The sequence below is a fragment of the uncultured Brachyspira sp. genome (genome assembly GCF_910578695.1).
Taxonomy (GTDB): Bacteria; Spirochaetota; Brachyspiria; order Brachyspirales; family Brachyspiraceae; genus Brachyspira.
Map to the genome: position 1 here is coordinate 19,106 of NZ_CAJTQJ010000011.1, position 14,951 is coordinate 34,056.

The window sequence follows — 14,951 nt, forward strand, 5'->3', positions numbered from 1 at the left end:
ATAATAGAAAAAGTAAAGAAAATTATTAGTATAATAGTATATAATTAATAAAAATATACTGTATTCTATATAGTAAAGTTATTTTAATCAATAATCAATAATTAAAAAAATATTATTTTAGGAATATAATATCAGTTTTTGTTTTATCTTTATCTATATTATTAAATACTTTCTGAAACATATATTTATAATTATTTAACTGATATTGATATTTATTTATATTATATTCGCTTTGTTCTGAAGTTTTATAATCCAATATAAAATATTCATTATTTTTATTTTTTGTTATGATGTCAATTTTTCCTGTTATCATTTTTTTATCATCATAATGCTGAAATGTATGCTCTCTTGATACTATTTCTTCTTCTCCAAGCAGTATATTTTGTATATGTTTATTTTCAAACAGCTTTTTAAATGCCGTATTTAAACTTTCTATTAACTGTTCTTTATTATAATGATTATTGCTTTTTATAATATATGATTTTATTTTTTCTAAATATTTATCATTTTCTTTTTTGTATTTATCAAAGTCAAAATATTCAAGCATATTATGTATAATTATACCTATGTCTTTATACGATATAAACTCTATATCTTCGCTGTATTCATCATCATCTGTATTTTTTATATCATTTTCAAGTTTGGATATTTTTCTATCAAGAATATCTGATATATTAATATAATTTTTATTTAATGAATTATTATTTAGAGAAGGATTAATATTTTTTATTATTTTATTTTCACTTTCTTTTTTATTTTCTTTATTAAGAGTATTTATTTTTTGCTTTACTGTCTGGGCATTTTTTATATTTATTTCATTTTCAGGCTTTATAGAGAGCCCGTATAAATATGTATCTATAAATTCATTTTCTATATTATTAATTTTAATTAAGCCTTTAGTATTTTCGCTTGTTATATCATCTTTATAATTTTTTACTGTATTTTTGAAATATGTATTTAAATATGCTCTGTAGGTTTCTCCTTTTAAATGCTCGCCTGAAAGTATTAAATTATTAGAGGCTCTTGTTAATGCCACATATAATAATCTTTTTTTCTCTGAAATTTCGCTTTTTTTATTAATGTCTGCATTTGATTTAGAAAAATCTATATTATAATATCTGTTTTTTACAGGAAGCCTTATAAAAGATGAATCTTCTATAAAATCAAAATCAGACAAATATGACCTTATATAACTTCCCATCCCTGCTGCAAATACATTATTAAATTCCAGCCCCTTAGATTTATGTATTGTCATTATTTTTACAGATTCTACTGATAATTTAGGTATAGCAGAATAGGGTTCATTATCATTTGTATTTTTTAAATTAAGTACAAAATCATATATATTATTTCCTGTATGATTTTCAAAGTCATTGGCTATAGATTTTAATTTTTCTATATTAGCATAAGAGATTTCTGCATCATTCATAGTCATCAAATAATTATAAAAATTAGTATCAATGCATATAGTTTCTATTATTTCAGAGGCATTCATCATTGGTATTTTGCTTTCTATATTATTTAGAGTTTCTTTAGCTTTTTTTAATTGATTATAATAATTTTTAGATTTTGCTATCTCTTCTATTTTACTGTAATTATCTTCGCTGTATTTCATTTTTGGGAAATAATCTTTTATATCCAAGCCTTTTATATATAAGCTGAATAGAAAGTCAGATAAATTATTAATATCAATATCAAATAATTCGCTTCTAAGAATTTCAGGAAGTTTAGCATGATCTCTTAATATTAAATACTCCAAAAATGTTTTTATTAATACTATTTCTTCTCTTGAGTAGAATTTGTTTCCGCCGTCTATATAGTATGGTATTTTATAATCGGATAATGCTTTTAAATATTTGTCTAATCTGTTAAATGTCTGAAGCAGTATAACTGTATTTTTATAATCATCGCTGTAATTATTTTTTATATATTCAGCTATAGCATAAGCCTCTAATTCTGTTTTATCATCTGCATACAAATGAATATTCTCATTTTCTATATTATTATTAAATATTAATAAAGATGCGGCTTTATCATTAGTTTTTTTATTATAATCTAAATCATCTTCATCTTTATAATTTATATTATCATCAATAAATACAGTGTTTTTAAAAAAATCATTAAAAAAATCTATTAACATAGAATTGCTTCTATAATTATCTTTTAAATATCTGACATAATTGCTGAAATTTTTTTGAATATCTGTAAATGCATTTAAATTTGCATTTCTGAATCTGTATATAGATTGTTTTCTGTCTCCTACTATCATCAGTTTCTTATCTGTTTTGCTTTTATCTGTAATATTTCTATTTCCAAATACTATTAAATTTATGAAGTCAAATTGAAGAATGCTTGTATCCTGTGCTTCATCTAATATTAATACAGATATATTATCTCTAATTTCTTTTGATATATCATTATTTTCTAATGCCTCTATTGCCTTATACATCATATCTTCATAAGAGTATATGCCTATATTCGATTTTACTTTTTCTATATGATTATATGTTTCTTTTATAAAGTTTATCACATCTTTATAATTTTCTTCATTGTATAGTATATTAACATAATTAAGCATATCAGTGCAGAATATTTTTAAATCATTTAATAATGCTCTAAACTCATTATGCTTAGTATTTCCCAATTTTGCATCAGATACATCATATAAAGCAGTTCTTATATATTCATAATCTTCTGCTTTTAATTCTTTTATCTTATCTTTATTTTTTATCAAATCAATTTTTTTTATAAGAACAGATATTTTATTTTTACATTCGTTTATATATTTTCCGCTTTTTAAATTATCATTTATGAGTTCTATGCTGTAATTATATATATTATTATATGCATTATCATATTCTTTATTATCTATTTTAGTCAGTTCTAATGCTTTTTCTTCAAATTTATCTATATTTTCAAGTCTGGGCTTTATTTTTAGCAGAAAATGCATTATTTTATTTGCGAATTGATTTTTTATTTCTTCTGTGGATATTCTATATAATGAGCGTATAGTTTTCGTATATTCTGCCTTTCTTAAAACATTTAAAATTTCACTTCTTAATGTTTCCTGAATATCAATGCTATCTTCCAATATTGATATATTATGAGGTATAGAAAGATGCATTGCATTTTCCATTGCTATTGAATTTGCTAATGCATTTATAGTTGAAATTTTTGCACTTGTAATAATATCTCTATAAACATTCTGCCAATATTTTTGTTCTTTTATAGATTCTTCATTATTTGTTTTTTTTATATTATCTATTTTATCTCTTATTTTTGCTCTTATTCTAAAAAGCATTTCATTAGCAGCAGCCTTTGTAAAAGTAATAACCGCTATATTTGATACTTTTTCTCTATTTTCTAATAGCCTTAAATATATTTCTGTTATTGTGCTTGTTTTTCCTGTTCCTGCAGATGCATTAACGAAACATAAGCCGTTATCTTCAAAACATTTTATTATATCTTTTTGTTTATCATTTAAATCGAATGCCATATTCCTATGATAACATAAATACATAATAATTCAAATTAAAATACTTGAAAAATATATTTATATTATTATAATGAATTAATTAACATTATATTTTTTTATTTTGGAGGTTTTATGAATAAAAATAATATAGGCTATATCTTTTTTGTAGCTTTTATATTTTTGTCTATTTTTATAATGTATAAATTATTAAAGCCATTCGGTATGATAATATTTTTTGCCGTTGTCTTTTATGTGGTATTAAATCCTCTTTTTATAAAGGCTATGGGAAAAAGCTATAAAAAAACTGATAAACTTTCTATTATAAAGAAAAATACTTTAGCACTTCTTTTTTCTCTTATATCTTTAATTATATTTTTAGTGCCTACTAGTATATTAGTTTATACTATAATAGTTCAGCTTATAGATATTTCTAATATAGGTATTAAATATTTTATGAATTTAGATGTTAATAAAGTTCTAAATAATTCTAATATAAATAATTTTCTTAAATCTCTTCCGATAGATATTTCTATGGAAACTATATTAAAAGGAATACAGGATACTTCGCTTTCAAATTTAACTTTTATAAGTTCATATTTAACTCAGAATGTAGCAAGTTTATTAAAAAGTACAGGCGGATTTGTAAGTTCATTTATATTTATGATGTTTTCTTTGTTTTTTTTCTTTATAGACGGAGAATATTTATCAGCACAGGTTAGAACATTGATTCCTATAGACGGCAAGTATATTGATAGAATGGTTAAGCAGGTTTCTGAGGGTATAAAAGGCATAGTGTTTGGAAATTTATTTACGGGAATATTTCAGGGTTTTTGTGCTTTTATAGTGTATAGTGTATTTGGCGTTTCTAATTCATTTACTTTTGCATTTCTTACTATAATAGCTTCTTTTATGCCTATAATAGGTACTACTATAATATGGATTCCTTTAGGCATATTATTTTTAATAAACGGAGCAATTGTTAAATCTTTAATATTTATTGTTTGTGCTTGGTTTTTTATTACTATACCTGATAATTTTGTACGCCCTTTGCTTCTTGGAAATAGAATAGAGCTTCATCCTTTATTTATTTTCTTTTCAATACTTGGAGGCGTTTTATTCTTCGGACTTTCCGGAATAATATTAGGACCTTTGAGTTTTATACTATTCTTTGAAATTATGAAAATATATAATGAAGAGCGTTTATTGGAAGCAAAAAAAGAAAGAATCTCAAAAAAGCGAAGATTATCATAATTATAAATTGTTATAAATAATTATTAAGAGTTTTGTTTATGATGAAAATATTAATTATAGGAATGAATTATATAGGAGATACAATATTTATTACTCCGCTTATAAGGGCAGTTAAAAAACATTATAATAATTGTATTATTGATATTGTAAATGGTATAAGGGGAATAGATATATTAAAAGAAAATCCTTATATAAATAATATAATAGTCAGAGATGATAATGTATTAGAATATATAAAAAGTAAGAATTATGATATAGGCATTACAGCAACGACAGCATTTTACGGAGCTTCTCTTTTATATAAAGCAAAAATACCTATAAGGGCTGGAGTAAACAGCGAGCTTAGAGGATTTTTGCTTAATAAAAAAACTTCTTGGAAGAAACATAAAAGGCATATAGTAGATACTATTCTTTCTGTACTAAAACCTATAAATATAGCAACTGACGGAATAAACACCGAAATTTTTTTAAGCGAAAAAGAAAATGAATTCGGTTTTAATAAAATGAGAGATTATAAAAATGCCCTGCTTGTTCACGGCGGCGCCACTAGGATAAGTAAAAGATATGGCATATATAATTTTTCTAAACTCATAGATATGTTTTATAAAGAAAAGCAGATTCCTATAATATTGATAGGTTCTAAAGATGATTTAGATTTTTCTGATGAAATGAAAAAAAGATTGGGAAATGTAATAGCCGATGATTTTACGAATAAATTGAATATTAGAGAACTTATATCTGTAATAAAGCATTCTTATGCATTGATTGGCGGAGATAGTGCACCTTTGCATATAGCTAATGCCTGCGGTATATATTCAATAGGAATATTCGGAGATACTCTGCCTTTGATTTATGGAGCTAGGGGAGATAAAGCTATTAATATAGAGGCTAGAAAAAAATATTGTAATGCATTAAAAAGTTTTCACTGCGAGTATATTAAAAGAGGCTGCAAAACTATTGACTGCCTAAAAAAACTTGAACCTAAAGAGATACTGCCTTATATTTTATCTGTTTATTAAGTATATTGAAAAGTATTTTATTATTTATTATAAAATAAATTAAAAACAATAAAATATACTAATATATAATTATTAAAGAATGAGTTATGAATAAAGTAAAAATAAAATATATTTTTTATTCGTATTTCTTTACTCCTTTTATAAGGCTTTTTTTCATATCCGAAGTAAATACATTAATTTTATCAGCATTAGGTTTTAAAATTATTATTTCATTTTTTTCATACATTCTTTTTGCGTATGATGAGTCCTCTGAATATTCTATACTAGACTGACATTGCAGAATTTCATTATCATTAAAATGCAGTAAATAATTAGTATATCTTCCAAGAAAAGTTTTAGATATAATTTTTGCTTTTATGCCTTCTTCATTTTCAGTATTCAAAAAAAACTCTTCAGGTCTTATCGCTGCAATAACTTCATCTTTGTCTTTAACATCTAATAAATTATCCATTTTAAGTTTATATCCGCATCTAAATAAAAGATATGCATCATTTCCTTCTTTTTCTATACTTGCATAAAATAAATTTGAATGCCCTATAAAAGCAGCGACAAAAGCATTATAAGGTCTTGTATAAATACTGACAGGGCTTCCAATTTGCTGTATAACTCCATTTTTCATTACAGCTATTCTGTCAGATACAGCAAGAGCTTCTTCCTGATCATGAGTAACATATATAGTTGTGATGCCCACTTGTCTTTGTATATCTTTTACTGCAATTCTCATTTCTATTCTTAATTTAGCGTCCAAGTTAGAAAGAGGCTCGTCCATTAATAGAACATTCGGAGTTATAACTATTGCCCTTGCTAAAGCCACTCTCTGCTGCTGTCCTCCCGATAATCTTTCAGGAAGTCTGTCTTGATATTCTTCTATTTTTACTATCTGAAGTATTTCATCTACTTTTTTCTTTATAGATTCTTTATTTTCTTTTCTGAGCTTAAGCCCATATTCAATATTCTCTCTGACAGTCATATGCGGAAATATAGCATAATTTTGAAACACCATACCAATATTTCTTTTATGAGCTGGAATATCATTGATTATATTATCATCAAATTTTATTACTCCGCCTTCTATTGTATTAAAACCTGCAATCATACGAAGGAGAGTTGTTTTGCCGCATCCTGATGGTCCTAGCAGGGTAAAAAATTCTCCGTTTTTTATATCCAATGAAAGGTTAGGTATTATCGTAATTTTATCATAACTTTTTACTGCATTTTCAATAGATATAGATACACTCATTTTTATTCTCTCTCTAATTTATTTATTAAATATTATTTATTCTGTTTATATAGATTTAATTATATATTAATAAAAATATATTTAAGTTTATTTCAGCTAATTTTGTTTATTTTTATTAACTTCAGTTTTATCATCTGTAATAATTTAATAATTTATGCATATTCAAGTGTAGAGATTGAGGCGAGTATTTATTACAGATATTATATTTAATTTATAATCTGCTTTTTTAAAGCATTATAGTTTTTTATAAAATTATTCCTTTTTAATTTTTATTTAGTAAATATTATTTATTATATATATTATAATAAATAATTGATTTATTGTAAATATAATATACCATTAAATAGCTGTAATTTTCTTTTTCTATTTATTAAAACAATATTAATTTTTAAAATAATATTAATTTTTAAAATAATATTAATTTTTAAAATAATATTAATTTTTATAGAGGACTTCAATGTTAAATATTTTATTAGTTATAATAGGCTCTATTGCTTATGGTTTTCTTCCGATTTTTGTAAAGAATATCATTCCTTATAATTATTCATCTGTTTCTATAGTTTTTTACAGATATTTTCTTACAGCAATTTTTTTATTTATGATTATTCTTATTACTAGAAAAAGTTTTAAGATAACAAAAAGACAGTTTATAGAACTATTAATATTCAGCGTAATAGGGCTTGGACTTACATTTTTCTTTTTATCAAAATCATTATTGTATATATCAGCAGGCTTAAGCAATATGATACATTTCGGCTATCCTGTTATAGTTCTGCTTGTTATGATATTTATGTTTAAAGAAAAAGCCAATATATTAAAGGTTATTTCTATTATCTTTGCTGTTTCTGGAATAATACTTCTTACGCAGTCTGCAGAAGCACAATCATTTTTGGGTATTATATATGCTCTTATAACAACAGTAACTTATGGAAGCTATATAATTGCTAATAAAAGATGCAGCTTTTCTGAAATTGATACTATGGTTTCTCTTTTTTATATGTCTTTATTTGTATCTGCAGTTTTTTTTATAGCTGGAATACTTACAGGTTCTTTACAGATTCTTAATGATTTATATGTATTTGGAAATTTTATTATTATATCTTTAGTATGTACAATATTTTCATTGGGGCTTTTGCTTTACGGAGTAAAAAAATTAGGTTCTTCTCTTGCTTCCATACTTAATATGTTCGAGCCTGCCTCTACAGCAGCAGCTTCTGTTTTTATATATAACGAAAAACTTACTACTAATATTATTATAGGTTCTATTTTTATAATACTATCTACTATAATTATGGTGATAGGCAGTAAAAAATAATACAGTTTTTTTGTTTTTTTGTATAATAAAATAACAAAATATATTTTTACCTATTGACAATTATTATATAAATGTTAGAATATACAAACACTTTGTAAGTGTACATTAATTTCTGTTATACAAAGGAGAGAATTTATGAAATTAACAGAATTGGATATTGAAGAGGGTTTTATTGTTGATAAAGTGTCTACTGACGGAGAGATAAGACAAAGAATTATAGAAATGGGATTTACTCCCGGTGCCAAAGGCTGGATAGTTAGAAAAGCCCCTCTTGGAGATCCTATACAAGTGCATATTATGGATTATGAAATTTCTTTAAGAAAATCTGAGGCTAACGGCATAGAAGTAGCTAAATCAAATGCAGATATAAAAAAAGACAGAGTATTAAAGCATATAGAGCATAAAGATGTAAAAGAGGGAGATGACACTTTAATAGAAAGTAAAAGTGATATAGCTAAGAAAATAAAAGTTCCGTCTAATAATACTAAATTTAAAATAGCTATTGCAGGAAACCCAAATTCAGGAAAAACAACTATATTTAATGCTTTAACAGGTGCTAATTATAAAGTTGCGAATTATCCCGGTGTAACAGTGGAAAAAAGACAGGCTAATATGCTTTATAATGGTTATACTTATGATTTAATAGATTTGCCAGGTGTGTATAGTTTAAGTGCCTATTCTCAAGATGAGTTAGTGGCATGCGATGTTCTTCTTAATGAAAAGCCTGATTTTATAATTAATGTTATAGATTCTACAAATTTAGAGAGAAATCTTTATCTTACATTGCAGTTAGTAGAATTAGGCATACCTATAGTATGCGTGCTTAATATGTATGAGTATGCTGAAAAAAATGGAATTAAAATAGATGAAAAAAAGTTAACAGAGCTTTTCAAATTTCCTGTAATGAAAGTTCATGGAAATAAATATGAAAGCGTTATTATGATATTAGATAAAATAGAAGATATGTATACTTCAGGAAATAAACTTCATAAATATTCTGCTATAACATACGGAGAAGAGGTAGAGAATTCTATAAAAAATATTTCAGATACTATGCATGGAGATATAAGCGATATTCATAAAAGATGGCTTGCTATAAAAACTTTGGAAAAAGATGAAAGAGCAATTCATTCTATAAGAAGAGAATGTAATAACGGCGGAGAAGTAATAGAGGTTCTCAATAAAGAAATAATCAAATTAGAATCCTCTATGAATGCAAAAACAGATTCTATAATGGCAGATAAAAGATATTCCTATATAAGAGGAGCTTTGCAGGAAGTTGTTCATAAAGATAATATACAGGCATTCAATTTTACAGAGGCTGCCGATGTTATATTCTTGAATAAATGGCTTGGGCTTCCAATATTTTTAATTGTATTATGGATTATATTTAAAGTAACATTTACTTTAGGGGCTTATCCTCAAAGCTGGCTTGAAATGGGTGTAGGAGCATTATCGGATTTTGCAGGCAGTATGCTTCCTCAAGGCAGCTTAATACAGTCTGTTGTTGTTGATGGTATTATAGGAGGCGTCGGAGCAGTATTATCATTTCTTCCTCTTGTATTGATACTATTTACAGGTATTTCATTTTTAGAAGATTGCGGGTATATGGCAAGGGCTGCTTTTTTAATGGACAAGATAATGCATAAATTAGGTTTGCATGGGCAGTCATTTATACCTCTTTTCTTGGGATTCGGCTGTACTATTCCTGCGGTTATGGCAGCAAGAACATTAAGAAGCAAAAAAGATAGGGTAGTAACAGTTTTGATAACTACATTTATGAGCTGCGGTGCTAGGCTTCCTGTTTATATATTATTTATAGGTGCTTTCTTTACACCTAAAATGGCTGCTTCTGTAATGTTTAGTATATATATGATAGGAGTTTTGATGTCATTTATAATGGCATTTATATTTAGAAAAGCTTTTTTCAAAGGAGAAGAAACTCCTTTTGTAATGGAGCTTCCGCCTTACAGAATACCAAGAGTTAAGACTGTATTAAGACATATGTTTGACAGAGGCTGGATGTATGTAAAAAAAGCCGGTACTTATGTATTTGCTGCATCAATAATAATTTGGGCTTTAATGACTTTTCCTCAATATACTCCTACTAAAGAGGATAATGCAAGACTTATGCAGGAAGCTAGGATATCAGTGCTTAGTCAGGGTTTGAATGCTGATGATGAAGATATTATAGCTTCTGAGTATGATAGATTAGCTGCTTCTGAAGGACTTAAAAAAAGTTATGCAGGCAAAATAGGCACATTTATAGAACCTGCATTAAAGCCTTTAGGATTTGATTGGAGAATAGGCATAGGGCTTATTGCAGGAGGTGCTGCTAAAGAAGTGTTAGTTTCTACTATAGCACAGATTAAATCAATAGAAGACGGAGATGAAGTTGTACTTACAGAATCATTGCAGAATGACCCCGTATTTAATCCTATAGTAGCTTATTCATTACTTCTTTTTGTGCTGCTTTATTTTCCCTGTTTTGCTGCTATAGGTGTTATAGGTTCTGAAATAGGAAATAAATGGATTCCATTTTTGATATTATACACATTATTAGTTGCTTGGATAGTAAGTTTTATATTTTATCAGACTGCAGGAAGGATAGCAGGTATCATATAGTTTTTTAATATAGTGTTTAGCTCAAGGCTTTATTTAATAAAAGTCTTGGGCATTATTATTTTATTATGTATTATATATTATAAATAAAAACTTTTAATAAACTCCAAAATGTATTTACATAAGTATATATCGTTTGTATCATTTAAAATAATTATTCAAATGCATTCTTAAAATTAACATTAATATACACATTATTATATTGAATTTTATGATTTTTTTATAATAATGATAATTTTTTTTAAAAAAGTTATAAAAAGTTAAATATATATTGTTTATTTCCTTTAATAAATGGCTTATTTTAAAAAAATAATTTGTTTAACTAGGCTTATACTATAATTTATTAAGGAAATGCGTATGTATAATGATTTTTATAATGATAATATTAGTAATGCCTTAGAAAATATTAATAAAAATATTAATTCAGATATCGTAAATGAGAAGCATATATTAGCCTCTATTATATCAAACGGTATATCTTTAGAAAAAGCAAATACTATAGTAGAAAAGCTTTATTATAATTTTTATAATCTGCATAATATAGTTAATGCTTCAGAAAAAGAACTGTCTAAAGTTAAAGGTCTTAATTCAAAAAAGATTAATTTAATAAGAAGTATTCCTTCTATTTTGGAATATTATTTATTAAGCAGTTTAAAAATAGCTTCTCCTCATATCAAGAAAAAAGATTTAATCAATTATCTTATAATAAGTTTGGGAAAACTTAAATTTGAGGCATTTTCTGTTATTTGTTTGGATATAAATAAAAGGTTTATATCTTCTGAACAAATATTCAGAGGTACTATAGATTCGGCTACAATATATCCTAGAGATTTAGTAGAAAAATCATTGTCGGTCGGTGCAAGCTATGTTATAATATCCCATAATCACCCCTCAGGCATATCAAAGCCGTCCAAAGAAGATATTAAAATTACAGAGGTTTTGTATAAAGCATTTAAAATGGTTGATATAGAAATGCTTGATCATATTATAGTTGCAGGTAATTCTTCTTATAGTTTTAAAGAAGACAGTATGTTTGAAAAATACAGACATAATGCGGAGGTTTAAATATGCTTACTACTAATTTGAAGAAGCCTTTTTATAATAATATAGTCAGCGACAGCAAAGAAGAAAATAATTCTAATAAGGATATATTAAATAATAATGAGCTTATCTCTTCCGTTGGAAAAAATATACGAAATATAAGAAAATTGCAGACAAAAACTATATCTGAAATAGCAGAAATGTCAGGAATATCTGCAAAGTATTTACAAAGTGTTGAAGTTGGTAAGAAAAATATATCAATCATAAATTTAAATAAAATAGCAAATGCTTTAAATGTGCCTATAGCCATATTATTTGGTTATGATCAAATAGAAAAAACTAGAAAACTTTTATGCATAGCAAATAAACTTAGAAATTATTCTTCATTACAATTATCAAATATAGATGCTATAATAAAAGATTTAAAAAATATTTTAGATTGATTTATTTTGCCGCTGTAATATAATACTTATAAAACATATATTTTTGTAATTTCTTATAGTTTTTTTTATTATTCCGATAATTTAAAAATAGATTTATTTTACAAAAATAGTTAATTTTAGTTGTTATTAACATATATTATTTTAGGAGAGGTGTTTATATGGCAACAAGCGAAGCTTTTCTTGATGAAGTATATAAAAATGCAGTAGAGGCAGAAGTAAATAAAAGGAGTACAACTCTTTCTAATTTGGCAGATAATGCCAGAGATTATCAAAGAGAAATTTCTGCTTATGAAGATTTGAAAGTAAGATTAGATACTCTTTCAACTGCTTCAAAAGAACTTTATGGTTTTCGTTCTCCATTTAGAAAGTTTGTAGGAATAGGGGAAGGCATACCTGATTATTTTACTGTAACTGCAAACAGACTTGCCAATACTACTACATACGATATAGCCATTAAAGATATAGCAGCCAGCCAGAAATTCTCTTCAAAAGCATTTAATATGGCGGATACTTTGCCTGCAGGAAAAATAGTTCTTAAAATAGGCAGCGAAGAAACAGCTGTAGATTTTGCAGGCGGAAGTTTAGTAAATTTTCAAAAATCTTTAGATAAAGCTTTCGGAAAAAAAATTAAAACTACAATAACTCAAAAATCTAGAAATTTACAGGTTCTTACAATAGATTTAGTTACAACAGGCTCAAAAAACATAGTTGAAGTTGTAAGCGATGATGCCGGTATATTAAAAGAACTTAATATGTTTACAAGAAGACCTTACAGACATTTAGGACATATATTCAATGAACAGCTTTTAAATAAATGGGAAGATGAATCTGATAATCTTACCACAAATTATATGGTAAAGAATGATTTTATAGTGTTAAAAGGCGAGAATAAATTATCTCTTCCTTTGCATAGAGAGGCTGAAGCTAATGAAAATATCACTTTATCAATAACAGCTAGAGTTTCAGATAGTTTAGACGAAGAAGAAGCTCCTATCATGCCGCCTACATCTGATTTATCTATTCCGGATACAGGATTAACTTTTGATAAAGTAGATAGTGTAATATATAAGGATGTAGAATTATACGGGGAGGGCTTATCGCCTGCTGATAGTTCCAGAACTTTTGAGGATATAAAGAAATATAAAGAGGCATTAGAGGCAGAACGCAAAGCTAAAGAGGGTATTGAAGCTGAGGCTCCTGAACCAATAGATGCTGCAGGCTTTAATTCTGAAATAATAGGGGTAAAATATATTAATAAGGCTGGAGATGAGGCAGAAAAATTCTTTGCATTACCTACAATAAGTTCATCTTGGCAGAGGCTTAATATACCAATAGGCGGACAATTTGAGGCAGAAGATGTTATTACTGAAGTTGTTCTTATAAATAAAAATGCAGGATACAATATATTTTATAAAGACTTGCTTATTGAAGATATGGGCAAGGAGGAAGATGCTCCTAATTATTTAGTATCTGAGGCATCTGATGCAAGGGCTTCTATAGATGGGGTTGATGTACTAAGCGAGAGCAATGAATTTGATAATGTGGTTAATGGGCTTAATATTGTTGCTAAAAAAGTTACTCCTGATGCATTTGCTACTACTATTGAAGTTGATAAAGAAGGGGTGGTTAATTCAATAGCCAATTTTATAAGAGCTTATAATGAAATTATTGATTTATTAAATGATACTACTCAAAGACCTTTAAGCAGAGATATAAGAGAAGGGCTTGATAGTATGAATAGAACAGATTTAGATGATTTGGCTACTACTTTGGGCATAGAATATAATACAGAGATGTCTGATTCTGCTTTAAGAAAGAAACTTTATTATGTAGGAGTATTCAGCGGAAACACTCTTGTAAATACTATATCTCAAAGGGTAAGAATGATAGTTGCCGATGCTTATGAAACAGAATACGGAGAAGAGCTTGCACTTCTTGACCAAATAGGAATTAACAGAGGAAATGCAGGAGAAGATTGGTCTAAAGTTAAAAAAGGATTTCTTCAGGTAGATGAAGAGAAATTTATGAATAAAATAGATACTCATATGGACGGTATAGAAGAATTATTTTCAAATGATACAACAGGAGATGATATTCCAGATACAGGAGTAGCTTATACTATGAGTGATTTTATAACTCCTTATTCTCAGACAAGAGGAATAGTTGAAAATAGCATTACTATGACTAAAAGCCGTTTAGATGCTAACAAAAAAAGAATGGATGCAGAAAAAGATAGAATAGAAGAATACAGACAGCAAAGACTTGCTTCATATTATAAAATGCAGTCGCAATTGCAGCAGGCTGAGAGAGAAAGAAAAAGACTAGAATCTTCATTAAATAAAAATAATAATGGAAATTAATTATTGATTATAAATAATCAAGTATATTCTATAAAATACAAAAGACTCTGTTATTATATGACAGAGTTTTTTTATTTATAAATATATCAAAAACTTATAGCTTATTTTTATTTTATAAAAACTCTGTAAAATATATAAGATTTATACACTAAAAACGCTTAATTAATCCATTTCAGGTTTTTACT

Annotated in this window: 9 protein-coding genes; 7 read left to right on the top strand and 2 right to left on the bottom strand. The window is 26.4% G+C overall.

The annotated features are described in order from the left end of the window. Window positions 1-112 precede the first annotated feature (112 nt). A complete protein-coding gene (locus QZ288_RS05055; RefSeq protein WP_295155845.1) occupies window positions 113-3,496 on the bottom strand; it encodes a UvrD-helicase domain-containing protein in 3,384 nt (1,127 codons plus the stop codon). Window positions 3,497-3,607: 111 nt separating this feature from the next. Between QZ288_RS05055 and QZ288_RS05060 the strand changes: the two genes are divergently transcribed. Next, a complete protein-coding gene (locus QZ288_RS05060) occupies window positions 3,608-4,726 on the top strand; it encodes an AI-2E family transporter (RefSeq protein ID WP_295155848.1) in 1,119 nt (372 codons plus the stop codon). 38 nt (window positions 4,727-4,764) lie between these two features. After that, the gene (locus tag QZ288_RS05065; protein WP_295155851.1) at window positions 4,765-5,745 is read left to right on the top strand and encodes a glycosyltransferase family 9 protein; all 981 of its coding nucleotides are present in this window, start codon (window positions 4,765-4,767) and stop codon (window positions 5,743-5,745) included. A gap of 115 nt (window positions 5,746-5,860) precedes the next feature. Here QZ288_RS05065 and QZ288_RS05070 read toward each other — a convergent pair whose 3' ends face one another. Continuing rightward, window positions 5,861-6,985: an ABC transporter ATP-binding protein gene (locus tag QZ288_RS05070; RefSeq protein WP_295155852.1), complete on the bottom strand. Its 1,125-nt coding sequence runs from the start codon at window positions 6,983-6,985 to the stop codon at window positions 5,861-5,863. Window positions 6,986-7,442: 457 nt separating this feature from the next. Between QZ288_RS05070 and QZ288_RS05075 the strand changes: the two genes are divergently transcribed. The 5 genes from QZ288_RS05075 to fliD all read left to right on the top strand — a co-directional run bounded on the left by QZ288_RS05075 (window position 7,443) and on the right by fliD (window position 14,766). Then, window positions 7,443-8,300, top strand: a complete 858-nt coding sequence (locus tag QZ288_RS05075; RefSeq protein ID WP_295155856.1) for a DMT family transporter — start codon at window positions 7,443-7,445, stop codon at window positions 8,298-8,300. A gap of 135 nt (window positions 8,301-8,435) precedes the next feature. Further along, window positions 8,436-10,925: a ferrous iron transport protein B gene (feoB, locus tag QZ288_RS05080; protein WP_295155859.1), complete on the top strand. Its 2,490-nt coding sequence runs from the start codon at window positions 8,436-8,438 to the stop codon at window positions 10,923-10,925. 354 nt (window positions 10,926-11,279) lie between these two features. Then, the gene (locus QZ288_RS05085) at window positions 11,280-11,987 is read left to right on the top strand and encodes a JAB domain-containing protein (protein ID WP_295155862.1); all 708 of its coding nucleotides are present in this window, start codon (window positions 11,280-11,282) and stop codon (window positions 11,985-11,987) included. 2 nt (window positions 11,988-11,989) lie between these two features. Next, window positions 11,990-12,406 (top strand): helix-turn-helix domain-containing protein, encoded by a 417-nt coding sequence (locus tag QZ288_RS05090; RefSeq protein ID WP_295155865.1) that lies wholly within the window; start codon window positions 11,990-11,992, stop codon window positions 12,404-12,406. Window positions 12,407-12,564: 158 nt separating this feature from the next. Then, complete coding sequence (fliD, locus tag QZ288_RS05095) at window positions 12,565-14,766, top strand: flagellar filament capping protein FliD (protein ID WP_295155868.1); 2,202 nt, start codon at window positions 12,565-12,567, stop codon at window positions 14,764-14,766. The last annotated feature ends 185 nt before the right edge of the window (window positions 14,767-14,951 follow it).

Excerpts from the sequence above, each read along its gene's own strand:
- QZ288_RS05055 (WP_295155845.1), bottom strand. The coding sequence starts at position 3,496 with ATGGCATTCGATTTAAATGATAAACAAAAAGATATAATAAAATGTTTT.
- QZ288_RS05060 (WP_295155848.1), top strand. The coding sequence starts at position 3,608 with ATGAATAAAAATAATATAGGCTATATCTTTTTTGTAGCTTTTATATTT.
- QZ288_RS05065 (WP_295155851.1), top strand. The coding sequence starts at position 4,765 with ATGATGAAAATATTAATTATAGGAATGAATTATATAGGAGATACAATA.
- QZ288_RS05070 (WP_295155852.1), bottom strand. The coding sequence starts at position 6,985 with ATGAGTGTATCTATATCTATTGAAAATGCAGTAAAAAGTTATGATAAA.
- QZ288_RS05075 (WP_295155856.1), top strand. The coding sequence starts at position 7,443 with ATGTTAAATATTTTATTAGTTATAATAGGCTCTATTGCTTATGGTTTT.
- feoB (WP_295155859.1), top strand. The coding sequence starts at position 8,436 with ATGAAATTAACAGAATTGGATATTGAAGAGGGTTTTATTGTTGATAAA.
- QZ288_RS05085 (WP_295155862.1), top strand. The coding sequence starts at position 11,280 with ATGTATAATGATTTTTATAATGATAATATTAGTAATGCCTTAGAAAAT.
- QZ288_RS05090 (WP_295155865.1), top strand. The coding sequence starts at position 11,990 with ATGCTTACTACTAATTTGAAGAAGCCTTTTTATAATAATATAGTCAGC.
- fliD (WP_295155868.1), top strand. The coding sequence starts at position 12,565 with ATGGCAACAAGCGAAGCTTTTCTTGATGAAGTATATAAAAATGCAGTA.